Raw genomic sequence first — 18,341 nt, forward strand, 5'->3', positions numbered from 1 at the left:
TTCTTTCCACTCACCGCGGCGAGAGCCGTGGAGACTTGTCGGTCAGCCTGCGGCGCGAGCCGCGGGGGTGTCATCAGCCGGGGATACCGAACACGTAGTGCGTCACGAACGCGAAGAACGTGTCGAGGCCGTAGACGATACCCATCACGATCAGGACGAAGACGAGCACGACCGCGGTGAACTTGAACAGCTCTTTGCGGGTCGGTGTGACGACCTTGCGCAGTTCGGAGATGACCTGGCGGATGAACAGGGCGATGCTTCCGAAGAACCGGGAGAAGGGGTTGCCCTTCTTCTCGCGGGCGGCGCCAGCCGCGATGACCTCGCCGCGCGGTTCGTCCTGACTCATCCTGAATGTACCTTTCGTGTGTCAGCGTGCGCTGACGCGCAGGGCGGACAGGAATCGAACCTGCAACCTGCGGTTTTGGAGACCGCTGCTCTGCCAATTGAGCTACCGCCCTAGAGACCGGGAGGTCTCGGGGTGTTCCCACATCCTTTCACGGAATGACTCGGAGTGACCCGGGGCACGGCGAAAGAATGCAGAGAACAAACTGCTCCCCCAGTGTACGGCATCCGACGTCGCCCGCCGAACCGGGGCGACGTCGGCCCCCTCTTGTAGGCTTCGATGCGGGGAATCTCTGGGAGGGGTGTCGATGACAGCGGATGTGCAGCAGTTCCAGGTCGATCTGCGCGGCGTCGTCGACCTTCTGAGCCGCCACATCTACTCCAGCCCCCGGGTCTATCTGCGCGAGCTGCTGCAGAACGCCCGTGACGCGATCACCGCCCGACGAGAGGTCGACGGCGGGGGCGGACGGATCCGCATCACCCCGCTCACCGCCAAGAACGGCGAGTTCGTGCTGCGCGACGACGGCGTGGGACTCACGCTCACCGAGGTCGCCGATCTGCTCGCCACCGTCGGCCGCAGCTCCAAGCGCGACATCTTCGACCTGCCCCGCAGCGACTACCTCGGCCAGTTCGGGATCGGCCTGCTCAGCTGCTTCATGGTCGCCGACACCATCGTCATCCGCTCCCGCAGCGCGAAGGGCGGGGCGTCGGTCGAGTGGACGGGCAGCTCGGACGGCACCTTCCAGGTCGCCGAGATCGACGAGGAGCTGCCGATCGGCACGAGCGTGCACCTCGTGCCGCGCTTCGACGCGGGCGACCTGCTGCGCCCCGCCGCGGTGAACGAGCTCGCGACCGCCTTCGGCGAGTTCCTCCCCGTGCGGGTCACGATCGACTCCGGCGCGGGCGACATCGACATCACGCACCCGGCCCCGTTCCTCGACGGCATCCCCGAAACCGCCGTGCAGTACGGCCGCGAACTGCTCGGGGCGGCGCCCCTCGACGTCATCGAGCTGCACGAGCCGGCCACCGGCACCCGCGGACTCGCCTACGTGCTGCCCTTCGCTCCTCCTCCCGGCGCACGGCAGGCCACGCGCATGTACCTCGGCCGGATGCTCCTCTCGGAGCGCGCCGCCGACGTGCTCCCCGACTGGGCGTTCTTCGTCAGAGCGGTCGTCGACTCCACCGGGCTCGCGCCCACCGCGAGCCGCGAATCGCTCGTCGAGGACGCGGCACTCGAACGCGTGCGCGAACAGCTCGGCGCCGGCATCCGCCGCTGGATCCTCGAGCTCGGTCTGCGCGAGCCGCACCGGCTGGCCCAGTTCGTCGCGATCCACGAGCTCGGGCTCAAGTCGCTCGTGCGTCACGACGAGGAACTGGCCCGGTTCATCACCCGGTGGCTGACCGTCGAGACGACCCACGGCACGATGCAGCTGGGCGACCTCGTCGAACGCTACCCGCACGTGCGCTACGCCTCGTCGGTCGACGAGTTCCGCCAGGTCGCCGGCATCTCGCCGGCATCCGAGGTGCTCGTCAACGGCGGCTACCTCTACGACGCCGACCTCGTGCGCATGCTGCCGGACCTCTACCCCGCCGTGACGATCGAGAAGGTCGACGTCACCGGTGAACTCGACCGGCTCGACCCTCCGCCGCTCGACGACCGCGACGCCGCCGTCGCCCTCGAGGCCAGGGCGAGCGCCGTGCTCGCGGCCTCGTCGTGCGCGGTCGTGGTGCGATCGATCGACCGCCCCGACCTGACCGGCCTGTACGTCGCCGACCCGGACGTGCTGCGTGCGATCGACCGCGGCCGCACGAAGGGCATCACCGGCTCGCTCTGGGGCGGTGTGCTCGACAAGATCGACCAGACGCTGTCCTCCGCCCGCGACGACGACCTGAGCGCGCGCCTGTGCCTGAACTGGTCGAACCGCGTCGTGCGCGCCCTGGTCCGCGTCGATGACGACGCCGTGTTCGCGCGCACCCTCCAGCTGCTGTACATCCAGGCCCTGCTCGCCGGGCACCACCCGCTCAGCGATGCCGACCGCACGCTGATGACCACGGCTCTCAGCGACCTCGTCTCGCTCTCGGCCGGTCTCGAAGAGGACGCGTTCCCCTTCGAGGGCACCGCCGACGGGCCCGCCCGCTGATTCCCGCACCGAGGAGATGTCCATGACCCGTCCGAAGAAGCGCTTCTCGCAACTCATCGAAGAGATCGACCGCACGCCCTGGGGCCCCGCCGAGCAGACTCTCGTGGCCGAGGCGGTCGCCCTCGCGCAGGAGATCGGCGACGAGCAGCTCGAGTACCAGGCGCGCATGCGGCAGACCGCGTCGGCGAACATGAACGGCGCGACCGACGTCATGCTCAACTCCTTCGCCTGGTGCCTCGCCCGCCACGACGCCGACCCCGGCCGGTTCCCCGCCGACCTCGAGTACGGCGGGGCCGACCTGATGTGGCAGTTCAAGTGGATGGCGTCGTCGTTGCGCTCCTCCCCCGCGTTCTCGCAGGAGCAGATCGCCGCGGTGCTCGACGACATGGAGACCCACTACCGCGCGGCCGACCTCGGACTCAGCGGCGTGCTCACCGCCCGTTTCGAAGACGCGTGGGACGCGGGACGCATCGACGATGCCGAGGCGCTGCGCGTGCAGCTCGAGGCGACCCCGCGCGATGACCACAGCCACTGCGACGCCTGCGGGCGCAGCCAGTTCGCCGGGTTCTTCGCCGAGACGGATCGGGATGCCGACGCCATCCGCCTCGTCGAAGAGATGATCGAGGGCGGTTTCTCGTGCGGCGAGGAACCCGAGCACGCCCTCTCGCGCGTGCTGGTGCCGTACCTGCGCAACGGGCGGGGCGAAGAGGCCAAGACCGCGCACCTGCGCAGCTACCGGCTCGCGAAGGACAACCCCGACAACCTCCGCATCGTCGCGAACAACATCGTCTTCACCGCGATCACCGGCAACGAGGCGCGCGCACTGTCGCTCGTCGAACGGCACATCGGCTGGCTCGCGCACGACGGACTCAACGTCGACGCGCACTTCGCCGCCCTCGCCGCGTTCGCCGTCGCGCTCGACCGTGTCGCCGCGACCGGCCACGGCGAGACCCCGGTGCGGGGAGCGGATGCCGCGGCCCTCGTGCCGTTCTTCGGACCGCACGACGGTCCCTGGAGCGCCGCCGACCTCGCCGCAGCCGCCTGGGCGACGGCCGAGCGCCTCGGTGCGGAGTTCGACCGCCGCGACGGTACCGACGGTCACGCCCGCGCACTCGAGCGGATGCGCGCGCTCGGAACCGAGAGCTACGACGTGCCGATCCGCTCGGATGCCTTCGTCGCACAGCCCGCCACCGTCGATCCGACGGACGCCGAAGGCTGGTACGAGCGCGCGATGCAGCTCGCCCAGTACGGCGACGAGCAGGGCACCCTCGCCGCGCTCCCGCACGCCCTCGAGGTCGCCGACCCCGAGAAGCGCGCGCAGCTGCTGTCGATGCGCCTCGGCATCCTCGTCGCGCTCGATCGCGCCGAGGATGCGTGGCCGGTGCTTCCCGAGCGCATCGCCGCGCTGCGCGCGGCGGGAAAGGCCGAGCAGGCCGATCTCGAGGAGCGCCTCGGGCTCGCGACCTTCGGCCTCGCCACCCCCGAGGATGCCGCTGCCCTCGACCGCGAGCTCGCCGACGCCGCGGCTCTGCCGGCGTGGTCGCGGGGAGATCTCGCCCTGAGCCGGGCATCGCTGCACCTGCGCGGCGACGACGCCGACGCCGCGCTGAACCTCGCCGAGCAGGCGGCGCGTGCATTCGCAGAGGCCGAGGACGCCCGCCTGTCGAACACGACGACGCTCGTCGCGATCTCGGCGTTGCTGCACAAGGGCGACACCGAAGCGGCATCCGCGCTGCTCGACCGGCTGATCGCGCAGGACGACCTCAGCACGGGCCACCGGGCGCACGCGCTCGAGACGCGGGCCCGCATCCGCGGCGGCAGCGGCGACTTCGCCGAGGGCGCTGCCGATGCCGACGAGGTCTGCCGCCTGATCGCGGGCTTCGGGGCCACCCGTGCACTCGGCTCGGCGCACCTGCTCGCGGGCGCGCTGTGGGAGGACGCCGGCGAGCCCGAGAAGGCCGTCGCGCGGTTCCGGGTGCTCGCGCGCATCGCCGCACAGGAAGGGGCGGATGCCACGGGCGCCGACTTCCGTCTCGCGCGTGCAATGCTCGCGGCGGGCGATGCGGAGGAGGCCGCCGAGCTGTTCGGTACCGTGCTCGAGCGCGAGGAGAAGGCCGAGGTCGAACCCGCCTCGCGCGCCGCCACGGCGATGCTGCTCGCCCGCTCGCTCGCCACGGCGGGCGAGTTCGGTCAGGCGGTCGGCGCGTACGGCTACGCCGCCGACCTGTTCGGCCAGGGCGAGGAGTACGCGGATCAGGCCAGCGCCATGAGCGAGCAGGCCAAGATCCTCGCCCGCTTCGACGAGAACGACGATGCGCTCGCGCTGCTCGAATCGGCCGCCGACATCGTGCGTCGCGCACCCGACGCCGTGGGCGTCATGGCCGATGTGCTGCACAACCTCGGTCAGGCCTACGGCGGGCGCGGCGACGAGCGGGCGTTCGCGCTCTTCGACGAGGTCGCAGCCCTCGCGACCGAGCACGAGGCCGACTGGCTGCGCGCCGATGTCACGGACTCCCGCGGGCGCGCGCTCGCCCAGCTCGGACGGATCGACGAGTCCGTCGCCGCCGCACTCACCGCCGCCGACGCCTTCGCGACCATCGGAGACATCGGCTCCGCCGGGGGCTCAGAGCTGTTCGCGGCCCGCGTGCTCGTCTCGAACGAGCGCGGTTCCGATGCGGTGGCCGTGTACCGCAGTGCGATCGAGCACGGGGCGGAGTTCCCGCAGCTGCGCCAGGTCGCGGCCCTCGAACTCGGCGACGTGCTCGAGGGGCTCGGCCGTCACGGCGAGGCCGCCGAGGTGCGGGCACTCGTCGAGAGCTGAGTCTCTCGCGGCGGGCCCTTCGACAGGCTCAGGGACCCAGATTCCTGGATCCCTGAGCGAGCGGAGGGTCAGAGGAACTGGCGCCAGTTCGCGCGTGCCAGGTCGAGGAGTTCGTCGCCGCGTCCCGACATGACGGTGCGGATGGCGTAGAGCGCGAAGCCCTTGACCTGCGCCGCCTCGATCGCCGGGGGCATCGACAGCTCCTGGCGCTCGGTGACGACGTCGAGCAGCGCGGGGCCATCGTGCGCGAGGACCTCGCGGACGGCATCCGGCAGGTCCTCGCTGTTCTCGACCCGACGGGCGAAGATGCCCATCGCCTCGGCGATCGCCGCGAAACTCGGGTTCGTCAGGTCGGTGCCGTAGGTGACGAAGCCCGCCGCCTTCATCTCGAGCTCGACGAAGTTGAGCGAGGAGTTGTTCACGACGATCGTCTTCACCGGCAGGTGGTTCTGGGTGAGGGTGATCAGCTCGCCGAGCATCATCGCGAGTCCGCCGTCGCCCGCGAGCGCGACGACCTGCCGGTCGGGGTGCGCGACCTGCGCCCCGATACCGTGCAGCAGCGCGTTCGCCATCGACCCGTGCGTGAACGAGCCGATCAGACGGCGCTGCTCGGTCATGTGCAGGTAGCGGGCCGCCCAGACGGTGGGAGACCCGACATCGGCGGTGAAGATCGCGTCGTCTGCGGCGTGGTCGTTCAGCAGCTTCGCGAGGTACTGCGGATGGATCGGACGCCCCGGCTTCGTCGGCACCGCGAGGTCGTCGAGCTTCGCACGGGTCTTGCGGTAGTGCGCGAGGGCGTCGTAGAGGTGGCCGCGGTCGTCCTTGTGGGCGATGCGCGGGAGAAGGGCTTCGGCCGTCGCACGTACGTCGCCGACGAGGCCCAGATCGAGCGGATGCCGCTTGCCGAGCTGCGAGCCGCGGATGTCGACCTGGATCGTCTTCGCCTTCTCGGGGTAGAACTGCTCGTAGGGGAAGTCACTGCCGAGCACCAGGAGCGCGTCGGCGGACTCCATCGCGCGATAGCCCGAGGCGAATCCGAGCAGCCCCGTCATACCCACGTCGAACGGGTTGTCGTACTCGATGAACTCCTTGCCGCGGAGCGCGTGGACGATGGGTGCGCCGAGAGCGTCCGCGAGGGCGATGACCTCGTCGTGCGCTCCCTCGACGCCGGCGCCCGCGAGGATCGTGACCTTCTTCGCGGCGTTGAGCAGGGTCGCCGCCTTCTCGAGCTCGGGGCCGCTGGGCACGACGACCGGGCGGGTGCGCTCGATCACGACGCTGCGGTCGTCGGCGATCTCGGAGAGTGCGACGTCGCCCGGGATCACCAGCACGGCGACGCCGCGCTTCTCGATCGCCGCGCGCATCGCGATCTCCATCAGCCGCGGCATCTGCTTGGTGTCGGCGACGTACTCGACGTACACGCTGCACTCGCGGAACAGCTCCTGCGGGTGCGTCTCCTGGAAGTAGCCCGTGCCGATCTCGTTCGTCGGGATGTGCGCGGCGATGGCGAGCACCGGAACGCGCGAGCGATTGGCGTCGTACAGACCGTTGATCAGGTGGAGGTTTCCCGGCCCGCAGGAGCCCGCGACGACCGCGAGGTCGCCCGTGGTGGCGGCATCCGCAGCGGCGGCGAAGGCGGCAGCCTCCTCGTGGCGCACGTGGACCCAGCGGATCGTGCCGTCTTTTCGGAGGGCGTCGGTGAAACCGTTGAGCGAATCGCCCGGCAGTCCGTAGACCCGGTCGATCCCGTTGGCGTGCAGAGTCTTGACGATGTTCTCAGCGACATTGGCCATGCTTCGACCCTACGCCCGCCCCGACCCGCGCGGTCTGATCGGGTGTCGAGTGCCGGCTCGGCATCCGTCGGGTCCTTCGTCTCGTCGCTACGCTCCTCGCTCAGGAACCGGAGCGTGTTCCGGTCCCTGAGCGGGGGCAGCGAGACGAAGGGCGGTCAGCCGATGCGGATGAGCTTCTTGTTGACGAACTCGTCGGCGGCGAGGTGTCCGAGCTCGCGCGAGGTGCCGCTGCGCTTCACGCCGCCGAAGGGCAGCTCGGGGCTGTCGGCGAGCACGAGGTTGACGTACACCATGCCGGCCTCGATCCTGTCGGCCACGCGCTCGGCCTGTGCGGCATCGGTCGTGAAGACGTACGAGCCGAGACCGAAGGTCGTGTCGTTCGCGAGATCGACGGCGGCATCCTCATCGGCGACGCGATACACGACGGCCGCGGGCCCGAAGAGCTCCTCGCGGTAGACGTTCATCGCGGGCGTGACATCGGCGAGCACGGTGGGGGCGAAGAAGGCGCCCTCGCGGGTGCCGCCCGTGAGCAGCGTCGCGCCCTGCTCGACGGCCTGATCGATCTGCTTCTGCAGGTTCTCGGCCGCCGTCTCGGACGACACCGGACCGAGGACCGTGTCGTCGAGCGTCGGGTCGGATGCCTCGACCGCCGCCATCGCCGCCGTGAACTTCTCGACGAAGGCGTCGTAGAGGTCGTCGACGACGATGAAGCGCTTGGCGCCGTTGCAGGCCTGGCCGTTGTTGTCGAGACGCGCGTCGACACCGGCCTGCACGGTGGCGTCGAGGTCGTCCGTCGACAGCACGATGAACGGGTCGGACCCGCCGAGCTCGAGAGCCACCTTCTTGAGGTTGCGTCCGGCGATCTCGGCGACTGCGGCACCGGCGCGCTCCGATCCCGTGAGCGAGACGCCCTGCACGCGCCAGTCGGCGATCATCGTCGCGATCTGCTCGTTCGTGGCGAGCACGTTCTGGTACGCGCCCTTCGGGAATCCGGCGTCGTGGTAGATCGCCTCGATCGCGGTCGACGACTCCGGGCATTGCGGCGCGGGCTTGAGCAGGATCGTGTTTCCCACGATCAGGTTCGGCGCCGCGAAACGCACGATCTGGTACGCCGGGAAGTTCCACGGCATGATGCCGACGAGCGGTCCGAGCGACGAGCGACGGATGATCGCCGAGCCGTCGCCGAGGATTGCGATCGGCTGGTCGGCCATGATCGACTCCGCCTGATCGGCGTAGTACTCCGCGATGTCGGCGGCGAAGTCGACCTCGCCCAGAGCGGCCTCGCGGGGCTTGCCCATCTCGCGCACGAAGATGTCGGCCAGCTCTTCGCGGCGCTCGCGGTGCAGCTCGGCCGCACGGCGCAGGAGCGCGGCGCGCTCGGCGACGGTCGAGGTGCGCGACCACTCGCGGTGCGCCTCGTCGGCGGCGACCAGTGCCTGTTCGATCTGCGCGTCCGTGAAGGTGTCGAAGGACGCCAGCGTCTCTCCGGTGGCGGGGTTGATGACGGCGTAGTCGGTCATGGCGTGTCCTCTCGTGGTGGCGTGGGACCCTTCGACGGGCTCAGGGACCCACGCCGGTGTCTGGGTCAGGAGACCGGGATGAGCGTGTACTTGGTGGACAGGTATTCGTGGATGCCCTCGAATCCGCCCTCGCGGCCGACACCCGACTGCTTGACGCCGCCGAACGGTGCCGCGGCGTTCGAGACGACGCCCACGTTGAGACCCATCATGCCGGTCTCGAGGCCGTCGATCATCCGCTGCCCGCGCTGCAGGTTCTCGGTGAACACGTACGAGACGAGCCCGTACTCGGTGTCGTTGGCGAGACGCACGGCCTCCTCCTCGGTGGAGAAGGTCGAGATCGCGAGCACCGGTCCGAAGATCTCCTCGCGCAGGATCGCACTGCCGGGGACGACGTCGGTGAGGACGGTCGGCTCGTAGTACGTGCCGACGCCGTCGAGGGCCTTGCCTCCGGCGAGCAGCTTGGCGCCGCGCTCGACGGCGTCGCCGACGAGCTCGGAGGCCTTCGCGACCGCGCCCTCGTCGATGAGCGGGCCGATCGCCACGCCCTCCTCCGTGCCGCGGCCGACCTTCATCGCATTGACGCGCTCGGTCACCTTGCGGGCGAACTCGTCGGCGACGTCCTCGTGCACGATGAAGCGGTTCGCGGCCGTGCAGGCCTGGCCGATGTTGCGGAACTTCGCCAGCAGCGCGCCCTCCACGGCCTTGTCGAGGTCGGCGTCATCGAACACGACGAACGGGGCGTTGCCGCCGAGTTCCATCGACACGCGCAGCACACCCTCGGCGGCCTGGGCGATGAGCTTGCGACCCACCTCGGTCGAGCCCGTGAACGACAGCTTGCGCAGCCGGGGGTCGGCGATGATCGGCGCCGAGAGGGCGCTCGACTTCGAGGTCTGCACGACGTTGACGACGCCCTTCGGGAGCCCCGCCTCTTCGAGCAGCTTGGTGAAGAAGATGGTCGTCAGCGGCGTGAGTGCCGGGGGCTTGATCACGACGGTGCAGCCCGCGGCGAGCGCCGGGGCGATCTTGCGCGTCGCCATCGCGAACGGGAAGTTCCACGGCGTCACGAAGAACGACGGTCCCACGGGGCGCTGCGAGACCACCATGTGCCCGGTGCCCTCGGGGTTGATGCCGTAGCGGCCGCTGATGCGCACGGCCTCCTCGCTGAACCAGCGCAGGAACTCGCCGCCGTAGACGACCTCTCCGCGTGCCTCGGCGAGCGGCTTGCCCATCTCGAGCGTCATGAGCAGCGCGAGGTCCTCCTTGTGCTGCTGCACGAGGTCGAACGCACGGCGCAGGATCTCACTGCGCACGCGCGGCGCGGTCGCCGCCCACGACTCCTGCGCGGCGACGGCCGCGTCGAGGGCGCGGATGCCGTCGTCCGGCGTCGCGTCGGCGATCGTGCGGATCACGGCCCCGGTGGAGGGATCGGTGACGTCGAAGGTGCCGCCGGCGGAGGCATCCGTCCATTCGCCACCGATGAAGAGGCCGGTGGGAATGCTGTCGAGGAGGGCCTGCTCGGCCGGTGCGATCTGCGTGGTCATGGTTCTCTTTCTCTGAGGAGGCGAGGGGGTCAGCGGCGGCGGAGGCTCGGCGGGGCGTCGATGCCGAGGGTCTGCCCCCGGAAGAACGCGGGGCGCTTGACGGCGTTCCAGATCATCACCGCGATGCCGACGACGATGATGATCATGCCGAGGATGAACACGATCCCGACGCCGCCGACCTGGGCACCGGAGCCGTAGGCCGGGTCCATGGAGTCGATCAGCGTCGTGACGAACAGCACGGCGAGGATCGCCCCGCCGACGAGCGGGAACAGGAACGTGAAGAACACGTTGCGCACCGAGTCGAACCACTGCTTGCGGAAGTACCAGACGCAGGCGAACGCGGTGATGCCGTAGTAGAAGCAGATCATCATGCCGAGCGTGAGGATGGTGTCCCACAGCGTGTTCTCGCTGACGACGCGCATGACCGCGTAGAACGCGGAGGCCACGATCGCCGACACGATGGTGGCGTACCCGGGGGTGAAGAAGCGGGGGCTGACCTTCGCGAACGACTTGGGCAGGGCGCCGTAGTGGCCCATCGCGAGCAGCGTGCGGGCGGGGCCGACGAACGTCGACTGCAGCGACGACGCCGAGCTCGTGAGAACGGCGAGCGAGACCAGGAACGCGAGCGGTCCGAGGATCGGCCCGGAGAGGTGGAAGAACACGTTCTCCTGGATCTCCTCGTTGCCGAGCCCGAGTTCGCCCGTTCCGACGCCCGCGAACATGATCATGGCGACCGCGAGCAGCAGGTACAGCGTCACGATCGTGACGACGGTGACGGTGGCCGCGCGACCCGGGGTCTTCTCGGGGTCCTTGGTCTCTTCGTTCATCGTGAGGGTGACATCCCACCCCCAGAAGATGAAGATCGAGAGCGAGAGCCCGGCGGCGACCGCGCTGAACGACGAGATCGCGAACGGGTTGAACCAGTTCAGGTCGAACGGCTGGTAGTCGAAGCCGTTGCCGCTGACCGCCTGCACGATCGCCGCACCGGCGAAGAAGACCAGCACGAGCAGCTGGAAGCCCACGAGCCAGTACTGCAGCTTCTGCGTGGTCTGCATGTCGCGGTACGACACGAGGGTCGCGCCGAGCATGAAGAGCAGACAGACGCCGATGTTGATCCAGGTGACGCTCGCGAGGTCGGCGATGGCCGGGTTGTTCGTGATCTGGGAGATCAACAGGAAGAGGAAGTCGACCGCGATGCCGGCGAGGTTGGAGAGGACGAGGATCGTCGCGACGACGAGACCCCATCCCGCCATCCACCCGATCCACGGCCCGAACGCGCGAGTGGCCCAGGTGAACGACGTGCCCGAGTCGGGCATCCGGTTGTTGAGCTCGCGGTAGCCGAAGGCCACGAGGAGCATCGGGATGAAGCCGACGAGGATGATCGCGGGGATCTGCGCACCGACGGTGGATGCCGTGGGGCCGACCGCGGCGGTGAACGTGTACGCCGGGGCGATGCACGAGATGCCGATGACGACGGCTCCGATGAGCCCGATGGTGCCGGCGCTCAGGCCCTTGCTCGACAGGCCGGTGGTGACTGCTTCGGGCTCCGTCGCCCGATTCGTGCTGCTCATCAGCGGTCTCCTGCTTCCCCGCGCGTGCGCGGGACGACGATCATGGGAACGGGCAGCTCGTGCAGCATCTTCGCCGCCGTGCTGCCCAGGAACAGGCGTCGCGGCTGTGCGAGCCTGCTGGAGCCGACGAGAACGACCTCGCCGGGGAGCCAGGAGAGATTCGAGACGGCGTCCTCGACGCTGTCTCCGGGGGCCTCTTCCACCACGGCACCGAGGGTGTCGGGAAGACGGTCCTTCGCCCGGGCCAGCACCTCGTGGGCGTGCTCCTCGCCGACGACGCGGATCGCGCCGGTGTCGAGTCCCGGGGGAACGTCGAAGGGTACGAGCGAGACGAGTCGCAGGTCGACGCCTCCGTCGGCCGCGAGCGCCGCGGCCTCGTCGAGCAGTACCTCGGCGCCCGGTCGGGTTCCGACGGCGGCCGTGACGCGCGGCACGACGTGGTCGTCCTGCGTCGCCGTGCCCGCGGGTGCCAGCGCGACCGGGATGGTCGAGGAGTGCAGCAGCTCCGAGGCGACCGAGCCGAGGCGGTGCCGGCCAAAGAGGCTGCCGGCGGCCGCGCCCACGACGATCAGGCGGGCATCGAACTCCTCGCCGGCGGCGATGAGGCCCTCGGCGAACGATTCGGCGATCCGCACGTGACCGCGGCTGTGCACCTCGTGCGGAAGGCGCAGGATCGCGTCCTCCAGCCACCGCTTCGCCTGGGCGCGGATGTGGTCCTCATAGGCCCGCTCGGGCGGGACGACCGGGCTGCGCGTCCCCTCGGCGGGGAGCACGATCACCAGGTGGAGCGTCGCATCGAGGCTGCGCGCGAGACGCGCGCCCAGGGCCGCGGCATCCGCCCCGGCATCCGTCGCCGTGTACCCGACGACGATCGCGGAGGTCATGCGCCGCTCGCTGCCGTGCCGGCACGACCCGCGTCGATGATGTTCTCGGCGGCGAGGTGGCCCATGCGGATCGCGCCGTCGACGTGCTGGTACCCCGCGCCGGCCATGTCGCTGCAGGCGAAGTGGATCGGGCCGACCGCGGCGCGCAGGTCGGCGCCGTAGCGGTGCAGACCACCCATGTCGAAGCTCGCGGCGTAGGCGCCGCGCGTCCACTCCTCGGTGCCCCAGTCGCTCTCGTAGTAGACGACGGGGTTCTTGGCCTCGGGGCCGTAGTAGTGCGAGAGCGACTCGAGGATGCGCTCCTTGCGCTCCTCGGCCGACAGCTCGAACAGGTCGTCGGCGTTCTGGTCGGAGACGAAGCCGACGAGGGTGCCGCGCTCGTCGCCGTGGTTGGTGTTGTCGTAGGCCTCGTGCGACAGCTCGTACGGGCTGAACGCGGTACCGCTGAGCCCCTGCTCGCGCCAGAACGGCCGGTCGTAGACGGCGTGCACCTTGATGACGAAGCCCATCGACAGGTGCTGGTGCAGCTGGTGCTGACGGCGCGGAAGCGGCGGCACGAACGAGATGCGGCTGTAGAGCACGGGCGCGTGCGCGAGGATCGCGAAACGCGCGCGGACGGTGAGGTCGTCGGTCGTGGCGGTCACCCCGGTCGCGCCCCATTCGAGCGAACGCACGGGCTGGTTCAGCAGGACGTCGTCGCCGAGCCGCTCGGCGAGCAGGATCGGCACCCGCTGCAGACCGCCCACGACGCGCTTGTCGAGGATGAAGTCGGCGTCGACGAGGTGGGAGTAGGAACCCGCGGATGCCGCCATCAGCAGAGACTGCAGCAGCGAGAACGCGTGGGTGGGCTTGGTGAGCATCGCGGAGCCGGTGGCGAAGGCCAGGTTGCGCACGGCCTCGTCGTCGTCGGTCTGCTGGCGGAGCCACGCATCCCAGGTGACGGCGTCCCACTCGGCGGCCTTCGGGTGCGCCCAGGGACGGTCGGGGTCGATCTCGGCGACCATCGCATCGAGGCGCTCGGTGATCTCGGCGATCGCCTTCTCGGTGGCGGCGGAGACGGGGAACATCTCGCCCGTGAAGCGCGAGGTCTTGCCATCGGGGCCCACGTAGACGCTGTCGCCCTCGCGGTAGCGGCTGTAGGTCTCGAGGCCGAGCTCATCGATCGTGTCGATGAGAGCCTGCTGGTCGGGTGAGACCCACTGGCCGCCGATCTCGAGCATGGCACCGTCGATGACATCGGTCCACAGACGCCCGCCGACGCGGTCGCGCGCCTCGAGGACGGCGACCGACAGTCCCGCCTTGCGCAGGTCGTTCGCCGCCGTGAGGCCGGCGGCGCCGGCGCCGATGATGAGGACGTCTCGCGTGATCTCAGCCATTGCAACTCCTTCGTCGGATGAAACTGTCGGGTGAATCTGTCGGGGTGGATCTGTGGTGAAGAGTGCCGGCCGCGACCCCCAATCCCCCGATCAGGGTCGCGGCCGGACGTTTTCCGGGTGGCGCGAGCGCGCCCGTCGGCTACGCCGCGGCGAGCGCCGCCGCCACGATGTCGAGGCCCTCGTTCAGCAGCTCGTCGCCGATCGAGAGCGGCGGGAGGAAGCGGATGACGTTGCCGTAGGTGCCGCACGTGAGCACGATCACGCCCTGAGCGATGGCGGCCTTCGCGACCGCGGCCGTGAGCGCGGCATCCGGCGCCTTCGTCTCGGGGTCGACGAACTCGGCGGCGATCATCGCGCCGTGTCCGCGCACGTCGCCGATGCGGGCGTCGCTCTTCTGGATGTCGAGCAGACGCGCGGTGAGGATCTCGCCGATCTCGCGTGCGCGCTCGATCACTCCGTCGTTCTCGAACACGTCGATCGAGGCGAGGGCCGCGGCGCAGGCGATCGGGTTGCCGCCGTAGGTGCCGCCGAGTCCACCGGCGTGCGAGGCGTCCATGATCTCGGCGCGGCCGGTGACGGCGGCGAGCGGCAGACCACCGGCGATGCCCTTGGCGGTCGTGATCAGGTCGGGCTCGATGCCGAAGATCTCGCTCGCGAACATGTGCCCCGTGCGGGCGAAACCGGTCTGCACCTCGTCGGCGATGAAGACGACGCCGTTCGCACGGCACCACTCGGCGATCGCGGGGAGGAAGCCCTCGGCGGGCACGATGAAACCGCCCTCGCCCTGGATGGGCTCGATGATGACGGCGGCGAGGTTGTCGGCGCCGATCTGCTTCTCGAGCTGCAGGATGACGCGGGCTGCGGCCTCCCCACCCTCGAGACCGTCGCGGAACGGGTACGACATCGGTGCCCGGTAGACCTCGGGCGCGAACGGGCCGAAACCGCTCTTGTAGGGCATCGACTTGGCGGTGAGCGCCATCGTGAGGTTGGTGCGGCCGTGGTAGCCGTGGTCGAAGGCGACGACGGCCTGACGACCCGTGTGCTTGCGGGCGATCTTGATCGCGTTCTCGACCGCCTCGGCTCCCGAGTTGAACAGGGCGCTCTTCTTGACGAAGTCGCCGGGCGTGATGCGGTTGAGCGCCTCGGCGACGCCGACGTACGACTCGTAGGGCGAGATCATGAAGCAGGTGTGCGTGAACTGCGCGGCCTGCGCGGCGACGGCGGCGGCGACCTTCGGGTGCGCGTTGCCGACCGAGGTCACGGCGATGCCGGAGCCGAGGTCGATGAGCGAGTTGCCGTCGGCGTCGACGACCACGCCGCCACCCGCGGCGACCGCCGCAACGGGAACCGTGTGACCGACACCCGCGGCCACGGCATCCGCCTTGCGGGCCAGCAGCTCGGCCGAGCGCGGGCCGGGCAGGTCGGTGACCAGGCGACGCTCCTGGGGGAGCTCGGGTCCTCCGAGAGGGACGACGGGGGATGCGGTGTCGAGGAGTGCCATGTCGCGAGCGTACGACCGGGCACCGACATCGCGCATTCGCCCGACTGTACAATCGAGGACGAGACTTCGCCGAGACGTACAAGAGAGGCGGCGCATGGCCGATCAGCCCACTCTGCAGGCCCTCCTCCGGCGCCGCGATCTCGACCTCCGTCTGGTGTCGCAACCGGCCGCACTCCCGGTCGGCGCCCTCGAGAGGCCGTTGCGCTGGGTGCACAGTTCGGACCTCGCCGACCCCACCCCGTTCCTCTCCGACGACCTCGCCCTCCTCACCACCGGCACGCAGTTCGACGCGGCATCCGAAAGAGACTCGGCATCCGACATCGGCGCGTACGTCGCCCGACTCGCCGACCGCGGCGTACTCGGACTCGGGTTCGGCACGGAGGTGCACCGCTCCGGCATCCCCGAGGCCCTGGTCGACGCCTGCGCCCTGCACGGCATCCCGCTCTTCGAAGTGCCCTATCGCACCCCCTTCATCGCCATCGCCCGCGCCCACTCCGAAGCCATCGCCGCGCAGGCCTACGCTCGACGCTCCTGGGCGCTCGACGCACAGCGTGGGCTCGCACTGGCCGCCCTCCGCCCCCGAGGACTCGATGCGATCATCACCGAGCTCAGCCGTCGGCTCGGCGTGTGGGCCGGGATGTTCGACGCCGCGGGCGCCCTGCTGCACTCCCCCGCGCGCGATGCGGTCGACCGCGAGCTGCTCGACGCCCTGGGCGAGCGCGTCGCCGAGGTGCTCGCCCGCGGGCTCGAGGCCGGGCATTCGCTCACGCTCGACGGGCGCACCTTCCTCCTCTCGACCGTCGGCCGTGGGGGGCACCTGCGCGGAGTGATCGCCCTCGAGATCGACGCGCTCGACGCCGAGGCCCGTGCCGTCGTCACCTCGGTGATCGCGATGTCGGGGCTGGCCCTCGAGCAGAGCGAGCAGCAGGCGCGCAGCCGGCGACGCCTGCACTCCCAGCTGCTGCGCTCTCTGCTCACCGACGATCCGTCGATCGCGCGGCGCGTGCTCGGGGCGCTTCCCATCGCACCGATCGTCGTCGCCGTCTCCGGCGATGCCCCGGCCACCGCCCTCGTGGACTGGTGGGAGCGTCAGCGCACCGAGCACGGCGTGGCGTCGTTCCTGGCCGAGTCGGACGACGGAGTGACGATGTGCGTCGCGGCCGACGACGACGCGCTCCTCGACGAGCTGGCGGCGCGTTTCGGCATCCGCATCGGCGTCTCCGAACCCGACTCCTACGCCGCGTTCTCCCGCTCGCACGCCCAGGCCCTCACCGCTCTGCGCCAGCGGAGCACGCCGGGCGCCGCCCGATTCGCGGACGCCGTCGGCTCGAGCATCCTGTCGGCGCTGGCCACCGACGAGGCGCGCCTGGTCGCCGAGTCGCGCCTCGCACCGCTGCGCGCCCACGACACCGGCACCGGGTCGGGGCTGGAGCAGTCGCTGCGGGTGTGGCTCGAGAACGACGCACGCGCCGAACAGGCCGCGACCGCCCTGGGGGTGCACCGCCACACCCTCCGCTCGCGCATCGCCCAGGCGGGCACGCTGCTCGACATCGACCTGTCGTCGTTCCCGGCGCGCGCCGAGCTGTGGGCCCTGCTGGAGACGGCGCGCGACTGAGGCGCGGAGAGCACGTTCCCGTCGCAGCGAACGCGGGTCGACCCGCGAACGCGCTACGCGGACGGCACCGTCCGGAGCGGCCAGGCGGGCCACCAGCCGTCGTCGAGATCGCGCAGCACCGCGGCTTTCTGCTCGCGCACCTCTTCGGGCAGTTCCGGAGCCGCCCCCGAGCTGCTCGATCGCCCCTCTCCGCCGAGGGAGACCAGCTGCGTGAGCTGCCAGGCGCGGCGTCCGACGGGGAACCGCTCGCGGAGTCCGCCCGCAGCGATCGCAAGAAGCGTCCTCTCGAGCTCATCCGCCGCGGATTCGGCGGTCTCGTCGCACGCATCGCACGTGCAGGAGGGGATGATCGCCCGGAAGAGCGCACCGGCCTCCACCTGGACGCCCGGCCCGCTCGCCGTGAGCGTGATCGGAGCACCCGTGGGCGGTTCCAGCACGATGCGGCGGGCGCCCTCGGGCCCTCCCTCCTCGCGAACCTCGGTCTCGTACCCGCTGCGGAGGTGGTCGACGAGGGCATCGACGACGAGGCGAAGCGGTTCGAAGCGCTCCGGATGCGACTCCCGCGAGTACGCGTCCTCGGGCGGAGCGCCGCCCGCCCACCGGCTCCCGTACCGGATGATGCGCCCTTCGTCGTCGGCGTACTCGCGCGTCGGAAGAGTCGGACGACGGTACTCGACCGGCGGGACGACCAGCGCCGGCTCCGGCACGTCGCGGGTGAGGGCCTGCATCTCCTGGTCGTCGAGATCGTCCTGCTCCCAGGAGGCGAGCATCTCCCGGAAGTCGTCGAGCCGCTCGGGGTGCGTGAGGATCCCCTGCAGGAGACCCGCCACCGGGATCGAGCGCGTGTTCGTGCCGACCTCGAGGTCGGGCGTCGCACGCCACGTGGCAGCGGGATGCAGGACGGCGATCGCGTTGCCGAGGAAGCGCGCCGCGGACTCCGCCAGGGCGGCCGAATCCGCGATGATCGGATGCTCGGCGATGAACCTCCACAGCGCCGGGAAGTCCTCCGCCAGCTCCGTCGGAACGGCTCCTTCGCGTTCGACGAGGTCTGCGAAGGATTCGAAGCCCTCGACGAACCGCACCGGCCCCGGAGCGGCGGTCAGCGGACCGAAGCTCAGGGTGGCGGAGGCGGCCCCCGGCGGCGCGCCGACGGGCCCGGGAAAGATGTCGCTGGTCATCGTGTCGCTCCTCTCCTCACCCCCGGCGTCGTCATCGCGCCGAGTCCGATGAGCCTAA

12 protein-coding genes and 1 tRNA gene are annotated in these 18,341 nt (G+C 70.3%); 3 read left to right on the plus strand and 10 right to left on the minus strand.

What is annotated here, in order from left to right:
• Positions 1-73 precede the first annotated feature (73 nt).
• Positions 74-346, minus strand: a complete 273-nt coding sequence (gene secE / locus KV396_RS02545; RefSeq protein ID WP_247625129.1) for a preprotein translocase subunit SecE — start codon at positions 344-346, stop codon at positions 74-76.
• A 39-nt stretch (positions 347-385) separates the two neighbouring features.
• Positions 386-458: transfer RNA gene (locus KV396_RS02550), tRNA-Trp, on the minus strand.
• A gap of 192 nt (positions 459-650) precedes the next feature.
• On the opposite strand from KV396_RS02550, the gene KV396_RS02555 reads away from it, so the two are divergent.
• Together KV396_RS02555 and KV396_RS02560 are read left to right on the plus strand one after the other, a co-directional pair.
• Positions 651-2,483 (plus strand): HSP90 family protein, encoded by a 1,833-nt coding sequence (locus KV396_RS02555; protein WP_247956726.1) that lies wholly within the window; start codon positions 651-653, stop codon positions 2,481-2,483.
• 22 nt (positions 2,484-2,505) lie between these two features.
• Entirely contained in the window at positions 2,506-5,304 is a 2,799-nt protein-coding gene (locus tag KV396_RS02560; RefSeq protein WP_247956727.1) for a hypothetical protein, read from the plus strand.
• A 68-nt stretch (positions 5,305-5,372) separates the two neighbouring features.
• On the opposite strand, the gene poxB is transcribed toward KV396_RS02560, so the two are convergent.
• The 7 genes from poxB to gabT form a co-directional block, all read right to left on the minus strand.
• Entirely contained in the window at positions 5,373-7,097 is a 1,725-nt protein-coding gene (gene poxB / locus KV396_RS02565; RefSeq protein ID WP_247956728.1) for a ubiquinone-dependent pyruvate dehydrogenase, read from the minus strand.
• A gap of 155 nt (positions 7,098-7,252) precedes the next feature.
• A complete protein-coding gene (locus tag KV396_RS02570) occupies positions 7,253-8,617 on the minus strand; it encodes an NAD-dependent succinate-semialdehyde dehydrogenase (RefSeq protein WP_247956729.1) in 1,365 nt (454 codons plus the stop codon).
• Between the two features lie 65 nt (positions 8,618-8,682).
• Complete coding sequence (locus KV396_RS02575; RefSeq protein ID WP_247634123.1) at positions 8,683-10,158, minus strand: NAD-dependent succinate-semialdehyde dehydrogenase; 1,476 nt, start codon at positions 10,156-10,158, stop codon at positions 8,683-8,685.
• Between the two features lie 29 nt (positions 10,159-10,187).
• Positions 10,188-11,729 (minus strand): APC family permease, encoded by a 1,542-nt coding sequence (locus KV396_RS02580; protein ID WP_247625135.1) that lies wholly within the window; start codon positions 11,727-11,729, stop codon positions 10,188-10,190.
• Positions 11,729-12,613: a universal stress protein gene (locus KV396_RS02585; RefSeq protein ID WP_247625136.1), complete on the minus strand. Its 885-nt coding sequence runs from the start codon at positions 12,611-12,613 to the stop codon at positions 11,729-11,731. The genes KV396_RS02580 and KV396_RS02585 overlap by 1 nt, the downstream gene beginning before the upstream one ends.
• Positions 12,610-13,989: a flavin monoamine oxidase family protein gene (locus tag KV396_RS02590; RefSeq protein WP_247625137.1), complete on the minus strand. Its 1,380-nt coding sequence runs from the start codon at positions 13,987-13,989 to the stop codon at positions 12,610-12,612. The genes KV396_RS02585 and KV396_RS02590 overlap by 4 nt, the downstream gene beginning before the upstream one ends.
• A gap of 139 nt (positions 13,990-14,128) precedes the next feature.
• On the minus strand, positions 14,129-15,490 hold the full coding sequence (gene gabT, locus KV396_RS02595; protein ID WP_247956730.1) for a 4-aminobutyrate--2-oxoglutarate transaminase: 1,362 nt from the start codon (positions 15,488-15,490) through the stop codon (positions 14,129-14,131).
• A gap of 94 nt (positions 15,491-15,584) precedes the next feature.
• Between gabT and KV396_RS02600 the strand changes: the two genes are divergently transcribed.
• Positions 15,585-17,105 carry a PucR family transcriptional regulator gene (locus tag KV396_RS02600; RefSeq protein WP_247956731.1) on the plus strand — a complete coding sequence of 507 codons (1,521 nt, stop codon included), beginning with the start codon at positions 15,585-15,587 and terminating at the stop codon, positions 17,103-17,105.
• 53 nt (positions 17,106-17,158) lie between these two features.
• Here the strand turns inward: KV396_RS02600 and KV396_RS02605 are convergent, their stop codons facing one another.
• Positions 17,159-18,283 (minus strand): DUF6226 family protein, encoded by a 1,125-nt coding sequence (locus KV396_RS02605; protein ID WP_247956732.1) that lies wholly within the window; start codon positions 18,281-18,283, stop codon positions 17,159-17,161.
• Between the last annotated feature and the right edge of the window lie 58 nt (positions 18,284-18,341).

Source organism: Microbacterium galbinum, assembly GCF_023101185.1.
GTDB classification, from domain to species: domain Bacteria; phylum Actinomycetota; class Actinomycetes; order Actinomycetales; family Microbacteriaceae; genus Microbacterium; species Microbacterium galbinum.